We start from the raw sequence: 16,893 nt of genomic DNA, 5'->3' as shown, positions 1-16,893 counted from the left end.
GGTCTTATTGGGTTGTCAGACACCTTAGCAAAAAGCATCTGGCAGACCTAGCGGAAAGCGTCAGATTAAAAGTTTCAATTCATCTTGAAAGGCTTGTCGCAAGCGTGTTGCAGCGATCCAGGCCGGGGATATCCAGCTGCATCCTCAGGAAACATTCGTCCTTGCCCACCACCCTCAATCCCTTACGCTCGTACAACGCTTGCGCCGGGTTGTTTTCGAAAACCGTCAGGCGCAACGCCGGGCGCCGTTCCTGGCGCGCCAGAACCAGCACCTGATCGATCGCCCAGGATCCAGCGCCCCGCCCACGAAACGCTTCGACGATATGCAATTCGCGGATATACAAGGCCCTGGCATCACGGCTCAGGCTGACATAACCCAGCACTTTGTCGCCCCATGCAATCAAGCGGTTGTCCCGCCCGGCCCAGGCCACGTCAAACGCTTCGTCCAGCCACAACAGGTCATGCTCAATGTAGTAACGCAGCATGCCTCTACAGGTCAGTTCGCGGGCAAATTCCAGGTCATCCGGTGTTGCCGGACGCCATTGGCATTCCATCATTCCAGCTCCACGGCGAGGGTCAGGTGCGTCCTTGTGACGATATGTTTTTTATTGAAGCGCAGAGTGTGTCACAACCTTCGGGGTACTCAAGCGATAGAAAGGGACGTCGTTGGCCGATAGCATTTTCTGATTGAATCTGCGTATCGGCCTCTAGTAAGCTCGACCCATCCATCGGAGACAGACCATGTTCAACGCCCTCTTACAGCTTGGTACCGCCAGCGCCCCGCGCTCGGTTGCGGCTGCCCGGGTGAACGACGGTTGTGCTCCGGTCAGCTTTTATTTTGGGTATTGGTTTAGCCACTGGCGCGCCTGATACCCACACGGCGCCCACTTTAAACGGGTCGCCACCAGAGAATTCTCAACCCCCGGTCGGCCTCCCGACCGGGGGTTTTGTTTTTTCGGCCCCAACACTTTTAGCGACACACCAGACATTCAGAGGATTAAGAACATGAACTACGCCACTTATTACCGTTACGACAGTTTTACCGCCTGGCGATTTACCACCCTCCGCTCGGGACAGCCTGCCGCCTCCGATCGGTCACCCACAGGTGGCAAGCACACACACACAGCCAATCCGGCCAATTGTCGAACACCCCAGTAGGGCCGAGCGCGCGGGCACGAACCCGCCACCAGCCCAGGAAGCCTTGAATATGAACTCGTCCGTCTCTGCACTGCCGCTGTCCACCTTGAGCCCTGCCAATGAAGCGCTGACCCTGCGGCTGCCCAGCTCATTGCAACTCAAACAGCAATTGCCCCTCGGCAACGCCCTGACCCGGCAAGTCACCGCCCACCGCCAGGCGGTTCGCGCGATCCTCAACGGTGAGGATTCCCGCCTGCTGGTCATCGTCGGCCCCTGCTCGATACACGATCCCGAATCAGCCCTCGAATACGCTGGCAACCTTGCCCGCCTCGCCGCCGAAGTCAGCGACGAAATGCTGCTGGTGATGCGTGCCTACGTCGAAAAACCCCGTACCACGGTTGGCTGGAAAGGCCTGGCCTACGACCCGCACCTCGATGGCAGCGATGACATGGCCGCCGGCCTGACGCTGTCCCGCGAGTTGATGCGCGAAATGCTCCGCCTGGGCCTGCCCGTTGCCACTGAACTGCTGCAACCGATGGCGGCCGGCTACTTCGATGATCTGTTGAGCTGGGTCGCAATTGGCGCCCGGACCACGGAGTCGCAGATCCATCGGGAAATGGCCAGCGGCCTGGGCATGCCTGTAGGGTTCAAGAACGGGACGGACGGCGGTGTTGGCGTCGCCAGCGACGCCATGCGTTCCGCCGCCCATCCCCATCGCCATTTCGGTGTCGATAGCCAGGGACATCCGGCAATCATTCAAACCCCGGGTAATGCGGACACGCACCTGGTACTGCGCGGCGGCCATCGCGGCCCGAACTACGACAGCGCCAGCATCGCCCAGGTGAATAGCGACCTCACCAGGCTCAGGATTCCGGCTCGAATCATGGTCGATTGCAGTCATGCCAACAGCGGCAAAGACCCGTTGCGCCAGCCAGCCGTTTTCAACGATGTACTTGAACAACGCCTGCAAGGCGATCGTTCGCTGATCGGCATGATGATCGAGAGCCATTTGTTCGAAGGCTGCCAGCCATTGAGTTCGTCATTGAAATACGGTGTGTCGGTGACCGATGGTTGCCTTGGTTGGGCCGGGACAGAACAGTTGTTGCTTGAAGCGGCAGATCGGCTGCGAGCGTCAAACAACGCCTGATAATCGACATCATCCGTCTGCCCTCCGGTCTTCATGGAAAGACTGGAGGGCAAATGGCAATCAATGTCCCATCAGGGACTGCACTTGAACCAGCGTCACCCCCGATTGCTGTCGGGTGCCGTCAAGGCGCTCGACTGAATAGGAAACACGGATCGCCGAATCTCGATGTTCCCTCCAGAACGGGTAGAGAACGATGAACACCAACGGCTCGCCAGCGGTGTCCCTGGTTATTTCGCGGTCGTCATGGTGATTGAGTTTCTCCCCGTCGCACTCCAGGTAAATCCGTTCTCCTTTTTCAGCGCTGGCGTTCTCGATGACGACGGTCACGCCATCCTGCGCATCATGCAGGTCCACCCAACCTTCGTCGGCTTCCAGCACAGTGGGTGCTTGCAGTGGTCGGCGCTCCAGGATGCCAATCATCAGTGCCGTTACTTCAGAATAACGGGGCCCCTGCCCTGATTGCTTGACGCAATAATCGACGGACACTGAGGAGCCCAGATTCCGCGTAATGCACTCCGGACTGACCCAAAACGACAGTTCGTCCCCCACCGCGAAGGACTCGACCTTGAGTGCATCACTGAAACTTGAGTCGACCGAAACGCCCGCCCAGGTCAGCAACACCCAGTCGCCCGCCGCCATGCGCGCATAGGGTTTGATCGTAACGATCGCCCCTTCTTTCACCCGATCCGGATCAAGCGTTCTACCCACCGCATCGTTCACCGTCGCGGGCAACAGGTTGCATTGCACGTCACCGACACTCAGCTGCAGACGATGGGAATGCACGGGCTCGGAAAATCGAGTGCTCGTGAGTGAGTAACCGATTTCCAGTGAGCCACCCTCAAGCGCCGCGATATGTGCACCACCTACGGCAAAGATGATGTCCTCGCCGACCCTTTCCTCACTGACAAAACGCGCCACCTGATGCTTGCAGGCGAGGCCATCGGCATCCAGCCCCGCCCAACTCAATAGTAATTTGTCGCCGCAGGTCATGCCTGGATACGGCTGGACCCTGATGACGGCTTTTTTGTCAGAAGGATTCAGAACACCGTTTTGCGCCTGCTCCAGCATGGGAGGTGGTAATGGTTGCTGCACGAGATTCAAGGTATCGGGTTCATAAGCAGTCATTCATTCGCTCCATTCCCTGGAATAGACACCGGACAGGTGGCCGGCTCTGGACGGCTATTTAACCCCATGGCAAACAATCGCGATGTCGGCCTCAAACGCTGACCCGCTCGGAAAGTCGATACACGCAAAGTAGGTCTTTGATCAGCAGCAAGCTGATTGCCGCGAAAAGTCCTCAAAGGATTCCGACCAAGGCTTCAGCCACTCTTGGGTATTCGCACTTGTTCTATTCCGTTTTCCGCAAGTTTCGCCGGACTTTTCATACATCGCGCCAACCTCGAGTGTTTTAGAGTGAAGCGCCATGCAGCCCCAATGAACTTCTGCGTAAAGGTATGAACATGCAAAGGAATGCAAGCACTTGTTACCCAATACTGCTGGTCCACGGCCTTTTCGGCTTCGAAAGAATCGGCAAGTTCGAGCTCTTTCACGACATCAGGCAGGCGCTGAGGAACGCCGGAGCCAGGGTGTTCGTTCCCCACTTGTCGGCCATCCATGACAACGAGGTACGCGGAGACCAATTGCTCGCACAGATCGAGCGGGTACTGGAAGGAACCGGTGCACACAAAGTCAACCTCATAGGTCATAGCCAGGGCGCACTGACCGCACGTTATGCCGCGGCGATTGCGCCACACAGCGTGGCATCGGTCACCTCTGTCAGCGGGCCGAACCATGGTTCGGAACTGGCCGACTTCCTGCGCAAGGCATTGACACCGGGCTGCCTGCCGGAACATGTGGCCGAGACAGTGGTGACCCTGTTCGCCGACTTCCTCGCGGCATTAAGCGACAATCAGTATCTACCGCGGAACGCCATTGCCGCCCTCAACGCGCTGACCACCGAAGGCGTAGGCGCATTCAACGACAAATACCCACAAGGACTGCCTGCCACCTGGGGTGGCAAGGGGTGCGAACGGGTCAACGGTGTTCATTACTACTCGTGGAGCGGCGTGCTGCCGCCGAATGCGCTCCAAGAAGGGCTTTATGCGCTCGATCCGTTCAACGTCTTCTGTCGAGCCCTTTCCGGTTATTTCGTCACGGAAAGCGAGCAGAACGACGGTTTGGTCGGTCGTTTCAGCTCCCATCTGGGAACGGTTATCCGGTCCGACTATTCACTGGATCATCTGGACACCATTGGCCAGCCGGCCGGTCAACTGCGTAAAGGTGTCAACCCGATTGAACTGTATGTCCAGCACGCCAGGCGCTTGAGGGACGCCGGCCTTTGAGGTGCGACTGCCGCGGATCCTGCGTGGAACGGAACTTTGAGGAGAAATAGCTCACTGAATCCGGTAGGCTCAGCACTTTATCGAGTATTGAAAGGAGTATTTTCCCATGGCTAAAGCCACTGCCCGTCACATCCTTGTTGCCTCCGAAGCCAAGTGCAACGAACTCAAGGCCCAAATCGAGGCTGGCGCCGATTTCGCCGAAGTTGCCAAGGCAAACTCCACCTGCCCTTCCAGCCGCCAGGGCGGTGACCTGGGTTCGTTCGGTCCGGGCCAGATGGTCAAGGAATTCGACACCGTGGTCTTCAGCGCACCGCTCAACGTGGTCCAGGGCCCGGTCAAGACCCAGTTCGGTTTCCACCTGCTGGAAGTGACCAGCCGTCAGGACTGATCGACGCCTGAGCTATTCACACAACGGCCCGCCTATTGGTGGGCCGTTGTGTTTTCAACGTGCAATACGGCTGGCGAGGGACGCGCCGCTAGCGTACAAATTGTCGTTAACGACCTCCGGCTCTAAGGCTGACAATGCGACTGGCTTTCCCTAATTTGCTGTTCACGGCCGTGGCCCTGCTGATGGGTGCCTGGGGCGTGCATGCGGCACCGCAACCGGCAATGACCGTGTACGGCGAACCGGCGAAATACCCTCCCGGCTTCAGTCATTTCGCCTACACCAACCCGCAGGCCCCCAAGGGTGGCACGATGCGGCGCTCGGCGATCGAAATCGGTCAGTTCGATCATGTTTTGCCTTACATCGACAAAGGCATCGGCGTTACACAGATTGACGGCTTGATCTACTCGCCACTGGCCCAACGCTCGCTGGACGAACCTTATACCGTTTACGGTCTGGTGGCTGAGAAGATGGAGCGCTCAGAGGACGGCCTGTCCCTGCGCTTTTACCTCAACCCCAAAGCGCGTTTTGCCGATGGCAAACCGATTACCGCCCAAGACGTGCGCTACACCTTCGACCTGCTGATGACCCAGGGCAGCCTGCGCTACCGAACCCAATTCGCCGATGTCAAAAGCGTCGAAGTGGAATCGCCACTGACCATCCGCTTTGATTTCAAGAACAACGAAAATCGCACCCTGCCCCTCGATATCGCAACCTTGCCGGTGTTTCCCGAACACTGGTGGAAGAGCCGCGATTTCGCCGGTGGCGGCGGCTATGAAGCGCCGTTGGGCAGCGGCCCCTATAAAGTCGGCAAGATCGATTCGGGGCGCAGCATCACGTTCGAACGCAATCCCGACTGGTGGGGCAAGGATCTGCCGGTCAGCCGTGGCCTGTACAACTTCGATCATTTCAGCATCGAATACTTCGGCGATACCGACGTGGCGCGCCAGGTCCTGCGCGGGGGCGCCTATGACTACAACCGGGAATTTTCCGCCACCGCTTACTCCATCGGCTACGAAAGCCCGGCCCTGAGCGATGGTCGCCTGCAAAAAGCCCACCTCGCCACAGAGGCGCCGCAACCGGCCCAGGGTTTTGTGTTCAATCTGCAAAAGCCCCTGTTCCAGGACCGTCGCGTGCGCCAGGCGCTGGTGATGCTGTGGGACTTCGAGTGGAGCAACCGGCAGATGATGCGCGACATGTACATCCGCCAGCAGAGCTTTTTTTCCAATACCGATCTCGCGGCCCGGCAACTGCCGGATGCCGGTGAGCGGGCGATTCTCGAACCGCTGCGCGGGCAGATTCCCGACGAGGTCTTCACCCAGGTGTTCGAGGCGCCGAAGACCGATGGCAGCGGCGTGATTCGTGACAAGCAGTTGCAGGCCCTGGACTTGCTCGAACAGGCCGGCTGGAAACCCGATGGCGACCAACTGGTCAATGCCCACGGCGAACCGCTGAGCTTCACGTTCCTGGTCAGTCAAAACGGCATGGACCGCCTGCTGTTGCCCTATAAACGCACGTTGAAACAGATCGGCATCGACCTGAACATCCGCCGCATCGACTCGTCCCAGTACGTCAATCGCCTGATGAGCCGCGACTACGACATGATCGTCACAGGCTACCCGGTCACCACCTCTCCGGGGGGCGAACTGGTCAATTACTTCGGTTCGGAGGCGGCCACCGACCCTGGCTCCAACAACTACATGGTGTTGAAGAACCCGGCGGTGGACACCCTGATCACCGGGCTGATCCGCGCCAATACCCAGGCTGACATGTTGCATTACGCCCATGCCCTGGACCGGGTGTTGCAATGGAATTACTACTGGATTCCCAACTATTACCCGCCGGGCACCTCAACGGTGTGGTGGAACCGCTTCGGCATCCCGAACGTGCAAGCGAGTAATGACGAAGCCATCGAGAGTTGGTGGGAGATGAGCACCACGCCATTGACCAACCAACAGATGACGGCCGAGCGTATCAGCCGAGGCAAACCCGGAGGGCCGCACTGATGTGGGCTTACATATTGCGGCGTCTGCTGCTGATCATTCCGACGCTGGTGATTATTCTCCTGGTCAACTTTGTCATCGTCCAGGCCGCGCCGGGCGGGCCGGTCGAACAGGCCATCGCGCACCTGCAAGGCATTGGCGGCGCCGCGGTTGGCGGCGGTTCCGGCGAGTCCATGAGCGGCAAATCACGGGCCAGTCGCGGGCTCGACCCGCAGTTGATCAAGGACATTGAAAAACAGTACGGCTTCGACAAACCGGCCCACGAACGCCTCTGGCTAATGCTCACCAGCTACGCGCGCCTGGACTTCGGCAAAAGTTTCTTCCGCGGCGCCACCGTCACCGACCTGATCCTCGAAAAAATGCCCGTGACCATTTCCCTCGGACTCTGGGCGACGCTGATCACCTACCTGGTGTCGATTCCCCTGGGCATCCGCAAGGCCGTGCACCATGGCAGCCAATTCGACATCTGGAGCAGTACCGCGATCATCATTGGCTATGCCATGCCGGCGTTCCTGTTTGCGATGTTCCTGATCGTGATCTTTGCCGGTGGCACTTCGCTGAACTGGTTTCCGGTCCGCGGGCTGGTCTCGGACAACTTCGAATCGCTGTCGACCCTTGGCAAGGTGGCCGACTACTTCTGGCATCTGGTGTTGCCCGTGACCGCCCTGGTGATCGGCGGATTCGCCACGCTGACCATCCTGACCAAGAACTCGTTCCTCAATGAAATCACCCGCCAGTACGTAGTCACCGCCAGGGCCAAGGGCTTGAGTGAACGACGGGTGCTCTACGGGCACGTGTTCCGCAACGCCATGTTACTGGTGGTGTCGGGCATTCCCCAGGCGTTCATCAGTGTGTTTTTTGCCGGTTCCCTGCTGATCGAGGTGATCTTCTCCCTCGACGGTCTCGGCCGCATGAGCTACGAAGCGGCAGTCTCCCGGGACTATCCGGTGGTGTTCGGCTCGCTGTTCATCTTCACCTTGTTTGGCCTTCTGATAAAACTGGTCGGCGACCTCTGCTACACCCTGGTCGACCCGCGTATCGACTTCGCCGCGAGGAACGCCTGATGCTCAAGCTTTCACCGCTGGCGCGTCGCCGCTTCGAGCGCTTCAAGAAAAACCGTCGGGGCTGGTGGTCGCTCTGGTTGTTTGTCGGCCTGTTCCTGATGACCCTGGGCGGCGAACTGATCGCCAACGACAAACCGCTGATGGTCAGCTATCAGGGCCAGTGGTACTTCCCGGTCTTCAAGCGCCACACCGAACAGGCCTTCGGCGGGCAACTGCCGTTCCAGGCCGACTACCGCAGCGACTACGTGCAGAAACTGATCAAGAAGGATGGCGGCTGGTTGCTGTTTCCACCGATTCCGTTCAGTGACGACACCCCCAACTACGACCTGAACAAGCCTGCCCCCAGCCCACCCTCCAGCGTCAATTGGCTGGGCACCGACGACCAGGCACGGGATGTCCTGGCCCGGGTGATCTTCGGGGCACGGGTGTCGATCCTGTTTGCCTTGATGCTGACCTTTGTCAGTGCCCTGATCGGCATCGCGGCCGGAGCCCTGCAAGGCTATTACGGCGGCTGGGTGGATTTGCTCGGCCAGCGTCTGCTGGAGGTGTGGTCCGGGTTGCCGGTGCTGTACCTGCTGATCATCCTGTCGGGCTTCGTCGAGCCGAATTTCTGGTGGCTGCTGGGAATCATGGCGCTGTTTTCATGGCTGGCCCTGGTGGACGTGGTGCGCGCCGAGTTCCTGCGCGGGCGCAACCTGGAATACGTCAAGGCCGCGCGCGCTCTGGGCCTGACCGACCGCAAAGTCATCGTGCGGCACATTCTGCCCAACGCCATGAACGCGACCTTGAGCTACTTGCCGTTCATTCTGACCGGGGCGATTTCCACCCTGACGGCGCTGGACTTCCTCGGCTTCGGCATGCCTGCCGGCAGCGCTTCCCTGGGTGAACTGATCGGTCAGGGCAAGCAAAACCTGCAAGCGCCATGGCTGGGACTGACGGCGTTCTTCACCCTGGCGCTGATTCTTTCTTTACTGGTGTTCATTGGCGAAGCACTGCGCGACGCTTTTGACCCTCGATCTTGATGCGGATGTTGATATGACCAACCTGATCGAAATCCGTGACCTCAGCGTGGCCTTCAGTGGCCAGACCGTGGTGCGCAATCTGTGCCTGGACATCCGCCCCGGCGAATGCCTGGCGCTGGTGGGCGAATCGGGCTCGGGCAAGTCGGTGACGGCCCACTCGATCCTGCAACTGCTGCCGCAAACCGATACCGAGACGACAGGCAGCATCCGCTATCGCGGCCAGGAACTGGTGGGCGCCGATGCCGGCAAGTTGCGCAAACTGCGCGGTAATCGCATCGCGATGATCTTCCAGGAGCCGATGACCTCCCTCAACCCGCTGCACAGCATCGAAAAACAGATCGGTGAAACCTTGCTGGTGCACAAAGGCCTGGCGGGCAAGGCGGCGCAAGCGCGGATCCTCGAATTGTTGCATCTGGTAGGCATCCAGAAACCCGAAGAGCGCCTCAAGGCCTATCCCCATCAATTGTCTGGCGGGCAGCGCCAGCGGGTGATGATCGCCATGGCCCTGGCGTGTGAACCGGAACTGCTGATTGCCGACGAACCGACCACCGCGCTGGATGTGACGGTGCAGCGCAAAATCCTGCTGCTGCTCAAATCCCTGCAACAGCGGCTGGGCATGTCGCTGCTACTGATCAGCCATGACCTCAATCTGGTGCGCAGCATCGCCCAGCGCGTGTGCGTGATGAAGGCCGGGGAAATCGTCGAGCAGGCGCCGTGCGAAACCCTGTTCACCGAACCCAGGCACCCTTATAGCTGCATACTGCTGCACGCCGAACCCGAGGGCGAAGCCTTGCCCCGGGACGAGCGCGAAAACGTACTGGAGGTGGACAACCTGCAGGTGCGGTTTCCCGTCGGTGGTGGCCTGTTTCAGCGCAAGACCTGGCTGCGTGCAGTGGATGGCATCAGCCTGAATATCCAACGCGGCAAGACCCTGGGCATCGTCGGCGAGTCCGGTTCGGGAAAGTCCACCCTTGGCCAGGCGATCCTGCGTTTGCTCGACTCCGAAGGCGGTATTCGCTTTCAAGGCCAGGCGCTGGACGGCCTGACGCAAAAACAGCTACGGCCGTGGCGCAAGAAGATGCAGGTGGTGTTCCAGGACCCTTTCGGCAGCCTCAGCCCGCGGATGTCGGTTGCGCAGATCATCAGCGAAGGCCTGGAAGTGCACAGCCAGTTGAGCACTGAAGAGTGCAATGCCGAAGTGATCCGGGCACTGAACGAAGTCGGCCTTGACCCCCAAAGTCGCCATCGCTATCCCCACGAGTTCTCTGGCGGGCAGCGTCAACGTATCGCCATCGCCCGGGCGCTGGTGCTGAAACCGGCACTGATCCTGCTCGACGAACCAACCTCGGCGCTGGACCGCACGGTGCAAAAACAAGTAGTCGCCCTGCTCCGCCAGCTTCAGGAAAAATACGGATTGACCTATCTGTTCATCAGTCATGACCTGGCAGTGGTGCGCGCCCTGGCCCACGACATGATCGTGATCAAGGACGGAAAAGTGGTGGAGCGCGGCGCCAGCCATGAGGTGTTTGACTCACCGCAGCATCCGTACACCAAGGAGCTATTGGCGGCGGCGATGTTGGGGCAGGCATAATCTGGCTGTTAAACCGCATCGCGGCCATCGTCGGAACGCCGCCCGGAGCAAGCTCGCTCCCACAGGGGATTTGTGAACGACACAGATCAACTGTGGGAGCGAGCTTGCTCGCGATGAGGCCACCACAAGCAATACACAATCAGGATCAGTGTCCATGAACACCACCGAAAGCCTCAAGGACTACCAGCGCGTTCGCTTGCTGGCGATCCGTTCGCTGTTCGAAATCATCGAACAATCAAGCGAGGGCACGGTGATTGTCGACCGCGATGCCAACATCGTCTGGATGAATGAGCGCTATGCCCGGCGCTTCGGCCTGCCATCGGCCGAAGTCGCGATCGGCAAGCCCTGCGAAAGCGTGATCCCCGGCAGCCTGCTGCGTGAGGTGGTGCGCACCGGCCGGCCGATTCTGCTGGATATGCAAGACACCTCCAAAGAACCGCTGGTGGTCATGCGCCTGCCGATTCACGACGATGCCGGCGTAGTCATCGGCGCCATCGGTTTCGCCCTGTTCGACGAGTTGCGTAGCCTGTCGCCGATGCTCAAGCGCTACATGAGCATGCAGGAAGAACTGGCCTCCACCCGCTCGCTGCTGCGGGCGCGGCAGACCAGATACAACTTCGCCCACTTCATCGGCACCAGCGCCGCCAGCCTGGAAGTCAAACGCCGCGCCCGGCGCAGTGCGAGTACCGAATCGCCGGTATTGCTGCTCGGCGAGACCGGTACCGGCAAGGAGTTGCTGGCCCAGGCGATCCACAATGCCTCGCCCCGCGCGCACAAGGCGTTTGTCAGTATCAACAGCGCGGCGATTCCCGAATCGCTGCTGGAGGCCGAATTCTTCGGCACCGCCCCCGGCGCTTTTACCGGTGCCGACCGCAAGGGCCGCGCCGGCAAATTGCAGATCGCTCAGGGCGGCACGCTGTTCCTCGACGAAATCGGCGACATGCCGCTGCCCCTGCAAAGCAAACTGCTGCGTGTACTGCAGGAAAAGGAATTCGAGCCGGTGGGCTCCAACGAAGTGATCCGGAGCGATGTGCGGGTGATCGCCGCGACCTCTACGGACCTGGAAGCCGCGATCAAGCGCGGCGAATTCCGCGCCGACTTGTACTACCGGCTCAACGTGCTGCCGATCCAGGTTCCGCCCCTGCGTGACCGCCTCGATGACGTGCCGGCGCTCAGTGAGGCCATTCTCGAAGAACTGCGCAGCCAGCATGAATTGCACCACGAAGCCCTGGAACTGCTGGGGCAACACGCCTGGCCGGGGAACATCCGGGAGCTGCGCAATGTGCTGGAGCGGGCCGCGCTGCTCAGTGATGATTTGCGCCTGACGGTGGCGGACATCCGCGGGGCGATCGGTACATTCATACCGGTGGAACGAGTGGCGCCCTTGACCATCGAACCGCTTGCCCACGAGACGTTCAGTGTGGCACGGGAGCGATTTGATCGGCAATTGATCGAAACCACCCTCGCGCAATGCGGGGGTAAGGTGCCTGATGCAGCGGCACGGCTGGGGCTTGGGCGGTCGACGCTGTACAAGAAAATGGCGGCACTGGGAATTGCAGAGTCTCAATAAAGAGACATTAGTCTCAATTGCTAGACAAACCATCGCGAGCAAGCTCGCTCCTACAGTAGACCGCGTTCTACTGAACTACTCCGTCCCCCTGCGGGAGCGAGCTTGCTCGCGATGAGGCCAGCACCATCGCCAAAAGTCTCGAATTAGAGACAACGCATCCGAACTCAACCCTCGCATATCAAATATACCCTTATATTTCAACAACTTAACAAGATGGCACAAAACTCGCTATACGCCTCTCCCACCAGGCTTCACCCAACAAAAATAACAACCCAGGAGACACACCATGAGTGTGATCATTGCCTTGGCAGCCCTCGCGCTGCTGATGCTGGCTGCCTACCGTGGCTACAGCGTTATCCTTTTTGCCCCGATTGCCGCCCTCGGCGCTGTCCTGCTGACTGACCCGTCTGCCGTCGCCCCCGCTTTCACTGGGGTGTTCATGGAAAAAATGGTTGGCTTCATCAAGCTGTATTTCCCGGTGTTCCTGCTCGGCGCGGTGTTCGGCAAGCTGATCGAACTGTCCGGTTTCTCGCGCTCCATCGTCGCGGCCGCGATTCGCCTGCTCGGCACCCGCCAGGCGATGCTGGTGATCGTGCTGGTCTGCGCCTTGCTGACCTACGGCGGCGTATCGTTGTTTGTGGTGGTGTTCGCGGTCTATCCGTTTGCCGCTGAAATGTTCCGCCAGAGCAACATCCCCAAGCGACTGATCCCGGCGACCATTGCGCTGGGCGCCTTCTCGTTCACCATGGACGCCCTGCCCGGCACGCCACAAATCCAGAACATCATCCCCAGCACCTTCTTCAATACCACCGCCTGGGCAGCGCCGTGGCTGGGCGTGATCGGCACGATCTTCGTGTTCTGCGCCGGCATGCTGTTTCTCCAGCGCCAGCGCAACAAGGCCCAGCGTACCGGTGAAGGCTATGGTTCGGACCTGCGCAACGAGCCGGAAACTGCCCCCGACCTGAAGCTGCCCAACCCGTGGCTGGCGCTGTCGCCACTGCTGGCGGTGGGCATCATGAACCTGCTGTTCACCCACTGGATTCCACAGGTGTACGGCAAGACCCACAGCCTCGCGCTGCCGGGCATGGCCACGCCGGTGACCACGGAAATCGCCAAGCTCACGGCGATCTGGGCGGTACAGGCAGCCTTGCTGGTCGGCATCCTCATGGTGCTGGTGTTCGGCTACAAGGCGATCAGCCGCAAGCTGGCCGAAGGCAGTAAAAGTGCGGTCAGCGGTGCCTTGCTGGCGGCGATGAATACGGCCTCGGAATACGGTTTCGGCGCGGTGATCGCGTCCCTGCCGGGTTTCCTGGTACTGGCCGACTGGCTCAAGAGCATTCCCAACCCACTGGTCAACGAAGCGATTACCGTGACCCTGCTGGCCGGCATCACCGGTTCCGCCTCGGGCGGCATGAGCATCGCGCTGGCGGCGATGTCCGAGCAGTTCATCAGCGCAGCCCATGCGGCGAACATTCCGCTGGAAGTGCTGCACCGGGTCGCCGCGATGGCCAGCGGCGGCATGGACACCCTGCCGCACAACGGCGCGGTGATTACCCTGCTGGCGGTCACCGGGCTGACCCACCGCGAGGCTTACAAAGATATTTTCTGTATTACGCTGATCAAGACCCTGGCGGTTTTCGTGGTGATCGGCACTTTCTACGCCACTGGCATTGTGTGAGGTATTCATGACGACTCTTTCGGGCAAGACCGCACTGGTCACCGGCTCCACCAGCGGCATCGGCCTAGGGATCGCCCTCAGCCTGGCCAAGGCCGGGGCCAACCTGATCCTCAACGGCTTTGGCGACGCCTCCCAAGTGATCGCCCAGGTGCAACAGTTTGGCGGCAAGGTCGGCCATCACCCGGCCGATGTCAGCGATCCGGCGCAAATTGCCGACATGATTGCCTACGCCGAACGCGAGTTCGGCGGCGTCGACATCCTGGTCAACAACGCTGGCATTCAACACGTGGCAGCAGTGGATGAGTTTCCGGTGGAGCGCTGGGATTCGATCATCGCCATCAACCTGTCGTCGGTGTTCCACAGCACCCGCTTGAGCCTGCCGGGCATGCGCGCCAAGGGCTGGGGCCGGGTGATCAACATTGCGTCAGTGCATGGTCTGGTCGGTTCGGCGGGCAAGTCAGCCTATGTCGCCGCCAAGCATGGGGTGATCGGCTTGACCAAAGTGGTCGCGCTGGAAACCGCAACCACCCAGGTCACCTGCAACGCAATCTGCCCAGGCTGGGTATTGACGCCGCTGGTGCAAAAGCAGATTGATGATCGTGCCGCCAGTGGAGTTGACCCGCAGCAGGCGCAGCACGATTTGCTCGCTGAAAAGCAGCCATCGCTGGAATTCGTGACACCGCCGCAACTGGGTGAACTGGTTTTGTTCCTGTGCAGCGAAGCCGGCAGCCAGGTGCGCGGCGCGGCGTGGAATGTTGATGGTGGGTGGTTGGCACAGTGACTGGCTGATAGACCCTTGTGGCGAGGGGGCTTGCCCCCGTTGGGTGGCGAAGCCCCCCCAAACACTCACAGACGATTCAGGTTGTCTGATTCACGACTGCTTCGCAGCCGAACGGGGGCAAGCCCCCTCGCCACACAAGCTCCCTCGCCACAAAAGCCGGCTCCACATCAGCCTGTGTGAAGGCATAAAAAAGAAGAGGCAAACCATGTCCGACATCCTCTGGCAACCCGACGCCAAACGCATTGGCAAGACCCGCATGGAAGCCTTTCGGCGCTTCATCAATCAGCGACACCACCTCAAGATCGACGACTACCCTGCCCTGCACCAATGGTCCATCGATCAGCGCTCGGACTTCTGGCAGGCCATCGTCGACTTCTTCGACATCCGCTTCCACGAGCAGCCCGACGCCGTGCTGCTCGAAGGCCCGCGGATGCCCAGCGCCCAATGGTTCCCCGGTGCAACGCTGAACTTTGCCGAACACCTGCTACAGCGTCGCGACGATGCGATCGCCGTGATAGCCGTCGGCGAAAACGGTCAGCGTGAACATTTGACCTGGGCTGAACTCGCCGAGCAGGTCGCCGGTTTTCAGAATGGCTTGATCGCCGCCGGCGTCGGTGTGGGTGACCGGGTCGCCGCGTGCATGCCCAACACCTGGCAGACACTGGTGGCCATGCTCGCCACCACCAGCCTTGGCGCTATCTGGTCCTGCTCCTCACCGGACTTCGGCACCCAAGGGGTGGTTGACCGTTTCGGTCAGATCGAACCGAAAGTACTGGTGACCTGCGCCGGCTACCGCTATGCCGGCAAGGAGATCGACCAGACCGCCAAGGTCAACGAGATCCTCCAGCGTCTGCCTTCGCTGCAACAGCTGATCGTCGTGCCTTACGCCCGGCCACAGGCGCACATCGAAGAATTCCACACCCAGGCCAACGTGACGCTGTGGGACGATTTCTACGAACCCGGCGGCGAGCCGGATTTCGTCCCCGTGCCCTTCGCCCATCCGCTGTACATCCTCTACTCCAGCGGCACCACCGGCGTGCCCAAATGCATCATCCACAGCACCGGCGGCGTGTTGCTGCAACACGTCAAGGAACACGGCCTGCATGGCGATCTAGGCCCCGGTGAACGGCTGTTCTACTACACCACCTGCGGCTGGATGATGTGGAACTGGTTGGTGTCGGCACTGGCCACCGGCAGCTCCGTGGTGCTGTACGATGGCTCACCGTTCCAGCCCGAGCCACAACGCTTGATCGACCTGATCGACGACGAACGCATCAGCGTCTTCGGCACCAGCCCCAAATACCTCGCTACCCTGGAAAGCAGCGGTATCAAGCCCCGTGAAAGTCATGATCTGGGCAGCCTCAAGACGTTGCTTTGCACCGGCTCGGCACTGTCGCCGCACAGTTACGACTTCGTCTATCGCGACTTCAAGGCTGACGTGTGCCTGGCTTCGATGTCCGGCGGCACCGACATCGTCTCGTGCTTCGTCAACGGCAACCCGATGTCGCCCGTGCGGCGCGGCGAAATCATGGGCAAGAGCCTGGGCATGGCCGTTGAAGTGTGGAACGACGAAGGCCACCCGGTGATCGGTGAAAAAGGCGAACTGGTCTGCACCCGGCATTTCCCGGCGATGCCCATTGGCCTGTGGAACGATCCTGATGGCGAAAAACTGCGCAAATCCTATTTCAGCCTGTTCCCCGGCGTCTGGGCCCAAGGTGATTACGCCGAACAGCTGACCCATGGCGCAATGATGATCCACGGTCGCTCGGATGCCGTTCTCAACCCCGGCGGCGTGCGCATCGGCACGGCGGAAATCTATCGCCAGGTGGAGAAAGTCCCCCAGGTGCTCGACTGCGTGGCGATCGGTCAGCAGTGGCAGGACGACGTGCGGGTGGTGCTGTTCGTGCGCTTGCGCGACGGGCTCGAACTGGACGAGGCCCTGCAACAGCAGATCCGCCAGGTGATTCGCGCCAATACCACGCCGCGTCATGTGCCGGCGAAGATTGTGGCAGTGACGGACATTCCCCGGACCATCAGCGGCAAGGTCGTTGAGCTGGCGGTGCGCAATGTGGTGCATGGGCAGAAAGTGAAGAACACTGATGCCTTGGCCAATCCCGAGGCGCTGGAGCAATTTCGTGACCGGCCCGAACTGATGGATTGAAATGGGATTACCT

The 16,893-nt window shown here is 60.2% G+C and carries 13 protein-coding genes; 11 read left to right on the top strand and 2 right to left on the bottom strand.

Translation table 11 applies throughout. The features are described 5' to 3' along the window. Window positions 1-79 precede the first annotated feature (79 nt). On the bottom strand, window positions 80-553 hold the full coding sequence (locus AC1RDQ_RS22890; protein WP_492588274.1) for a GNAT family N-acetyltransferase: 474 nt from the start codon (window positions 551-553) through the stop codon (window positions 80-82). Between the two features lie 653 nt (window positions 554-1,206). Here AC1RDQ_RS22890 and AC1RDQ_RS22885 point away from each other — a divergent pair. After that, window positions 1,207-2,283, top strand: coding sequence for a 3-deoxy-7-phosphoheptulonate synthase (locus AC1RDQ_RS22885; RefSeq protein ID WP_492588208.1), 1,077 nt, complete (start codon window positions 1,207-1,209; stop codon window positions 2,281-2,283). A 60-nt stretch (window positions 2,284-2,343) separates the two neighbouring features. On the opposite strand, the gene AC1RDQ_RS22880 is transcribed toward AC1RDQ_RS22885, so the two are convergent. Then, window positions 2,344-3,408: a hypothetical protein gene (locus AC1RDQ_RS22880; protein ID WP_492588207.1), complete on the bottom strand. Its 1,065-nt coding sequence runs from the start codon at window positions 3,406-3,408 to the stop codon at window positions 2,344-2,346. A 335-nt stretch (window positions 3,409-3,743) separates the two neighbouring features. On the opposite strand from AC1RDQ_RS22880, the gene AC1RDQ_RS22875 reads away from it, so the two are divergent. The 10 genes from AC1RDQ_RS22875 (at window position 3,744) to AC1RDQ_RS22830 (ending at window position 16,880) form a co-directional block, all read left to right on the top strand. Further along, window positions 3,744-4,625 (top strand): esterase/lipase family protein, encoded by an 882-nt coding sequence (locus AC1RDQ_RS22875; protein ID WP_057716595.1) that lies wholly within the window; start codon window positions 3,744-3,746, stop codon window positions 4,623-4,625. A gap of 106 nt (window positions 4,626-4,731) precedes the next feature. Next, a complete protein-coding gene (locus AC1RDQ_RS22870) occupies window positions 4,732-5,013 on the top strand; it encodes a peptidylprolyl isomerase (RefSeq protein ID WP_008051985.1) in 282 nt (93 codons plus the stop codon). 134 nt (window positions 5,014-5,147) lie between these two features. Beyond that, window positions 5,148-7,016 carry an extracellular solute-binding protein gene (locus AC1RDQ_RS22865; protein WP_492588205.1) on the top strand — a complete coding sequence of 623 codons (1,869 nt, stop codon included), beginning with the start codon at window positions 5,148-5,150 and terminating at the stop codon, window positions 7,014-7,016. After that, window positions 7,016-8,077, top strand: a complete 1,062-nt coding sequence (locus AC1RDQ_RS22860) for a microcin C ABC transporter permease YejB (protein WP_090455614.1) — start codon at window positions 7,016-7,018, stop codon at window positions 8,075-8,077. Before AC1RDQ_RS22865 ends, AC1RDQ_RS22860 begins: the two co-directional genes overlap by 1 nt. Continuing rightward, entirely contained in the window at window positions 8,077-9,099 is a 1,023-nt protein-coding gene (locus AC1RDQ_RS22855) for an ABC transporter permease (RefSeq protein WP_154909245.1), read from the top strand. Before AC1RDQ_RS22860 ends, AC1RDQ_RS22855 begins: the two co-directional genes overlap by 1 nt. Before the next feature lie 13 nt (window positions 9,100-9,112). Beyond that, window positions 9,113-10,690 (top strand): ABC transporter ATP-binding protein, encoded by a 1,578-nt coding sequence (locus tag AC1RDQ_RS22850; RefSeq protein WP_057714606.1) that lies wholly within the window; start codon window positions 9,113-9,115, stop codon window positions 10,688-10,690. A 154-nt stretch (window positions 10,691-10,844) separates the two neighbouring features. Continuing rightward, window positions 10,845-12,260, top strand: coding sequence for a sigma-54 interaction domain-containing protein (locus AC1RDQ_RS22845; protein WP_492588204.1), 1,416 nt, complete (start codon window positions 10,845-10,847; stop codon window positions 12,258-12,260). Between the two features lie 286 nt (window positions 12,261-12,546). Then, window positions 12,547-13,938 (top strand): GntP family permease, encoded by a 1,392-nt coding sequence (locus AC1RDQ_RS22840; RefSeq protein ID WP_090455620.1) that lies wholly within the window; start codon window positions 12,547-12,549, stop codon window positions 13,936-13,938. 7 nt (window positions 13,939-13,945) lie between these two features. Further along, window positions 13,946-14,719 (top strand): 3-hydroxybutyrate dehydrogenase, encoded by a 774-nt coding sequence (locus AC1RDQ_RS22835; RefSeq protein WP_223501973.1) that lies wholly within the window; start codon window positions 13,946-13,948, stop codon window positions 14,717-14,719. Window positions 14,720-14,924: 205 nt separating this feature from the next. Further along, window positions 14,925-16,880, top strand: coding sequence for an acetoacetate--CoA ligase (locus tag AC1RDQ_RS22830; protein WP_492588203.1), 1,956 nt, complete (start codon window positions 14,925-14,927; stop codon window positions 16,878-16,880). The last annotated feature ends 13 nt before the right edge of the window (window positions 16,881-16,893 follow it).

This window comes from Pseudomonas sp. GW823-FHT02E01, from assembly GCF_058797535.1.
Note: the sequence above shows the minus strand (reverse complement) of the source record. Positions and strands in the feature narration are given on the sequence as shown.

Excerpts from the sequence above, each read along its gene's own strand:
- AC1RDQ_RS22890 (WP_492588274.1), bottom strand. The coding sequence starts at position 553 with ATGGAATGCCAATGGCGTCCGGCAACACCGGATGACCTGGAATTTGCC.
- AC1RDQ_RS22885 (WP_492588208.1), top strand. The coding sequence starts at position 1,207 with ATGAACTCGTCCGTCTCTGCACTGCCGCTGTCCACCTTGAGCCCTGCC.
- AC1RDQ_RS22880 (WP_492588207.1), bottom strand. The coding sequence starts at position 3,408 with ATGACTGCTTATGAACCCGATACCTTGAATCTCGTGCAGCAACCATTA.
- AC1RDQ_RS22875 (WP_057716595.1), top strand. The coding sequence starts at position 3,744 with ATGCAAAGGAATGCAAGCACTTGTTACCCAATACTGCTGGTCCACGGC.
- AC1RDQ_RS22870 (WP_008051985.1), top strand. The coding sequence starts at position 4,732 with ATGGCTAAAGCCACTGCCCGTCACATCCTTGTTGCCTCCGAAGCCAAG.
- AC1RDQ_RS22865 (WP_492588205.1), top strand. The coding sequence starts at position 5,148 with ATGCGACTGGCTTTCCCTAATTTGCTGTTCACGGCCGTGGCCCTGCTG.
- AC1RDQ_RS22860 (WP_090455614.1), top strand. The coding sequence starts at position 7,016 with ATGTGGGCTTACATATTGCGGCGTCTGCTGCTGATCATTCCGACGCTG.
- AC1RDQ_RS22855 (WP_154909245.1), top strand. The coding sequence starts at position 8,077 with ATGCTCAAGCTTTCACCGCTGGCGCGTCGCCGCTTCGAGCGCTTCAAG.
- AC1RDQ_RS22850 (WP_057714606.1), top strand. The coding sequence starts at position 9,113 with ATGACCAACCTGATCGAAATCCGTGACCTCAGCGTGGCCTTCAGTGGC.
- AC1RDQ_RS22845 (WP_492588204.1), top strand. The coding sequence starts at position 10,845 with ATGAACACCACCGAAAGCCTCAAGGACTACCAGCGCGTTCGCTTGCTG.
- AC1RDQ_RS22840 (WP_090455620.1), top strand. The coding sequence starts at position 12,547 with ATGAGTGTGATCATTGCCTTGGCAGCCCTCGCGCTGCTGATGCTGGCT.
- AC1RDQ_RS22835 (WP_223501973.1), top strand. The coding sequence starts at position 13,946 with ATGACGACTCTTTCGGGCAAGACCGCACTGGTCACCGGCTCCACCAGC.
- AC1RDQ_RS22830 (WP_492588203.1), top strand. The coding sequence starts at position 14,925 with ATGTCCGACATCCTCTGGCAACCCGACGCCAAACGCATTGGCAAGACC.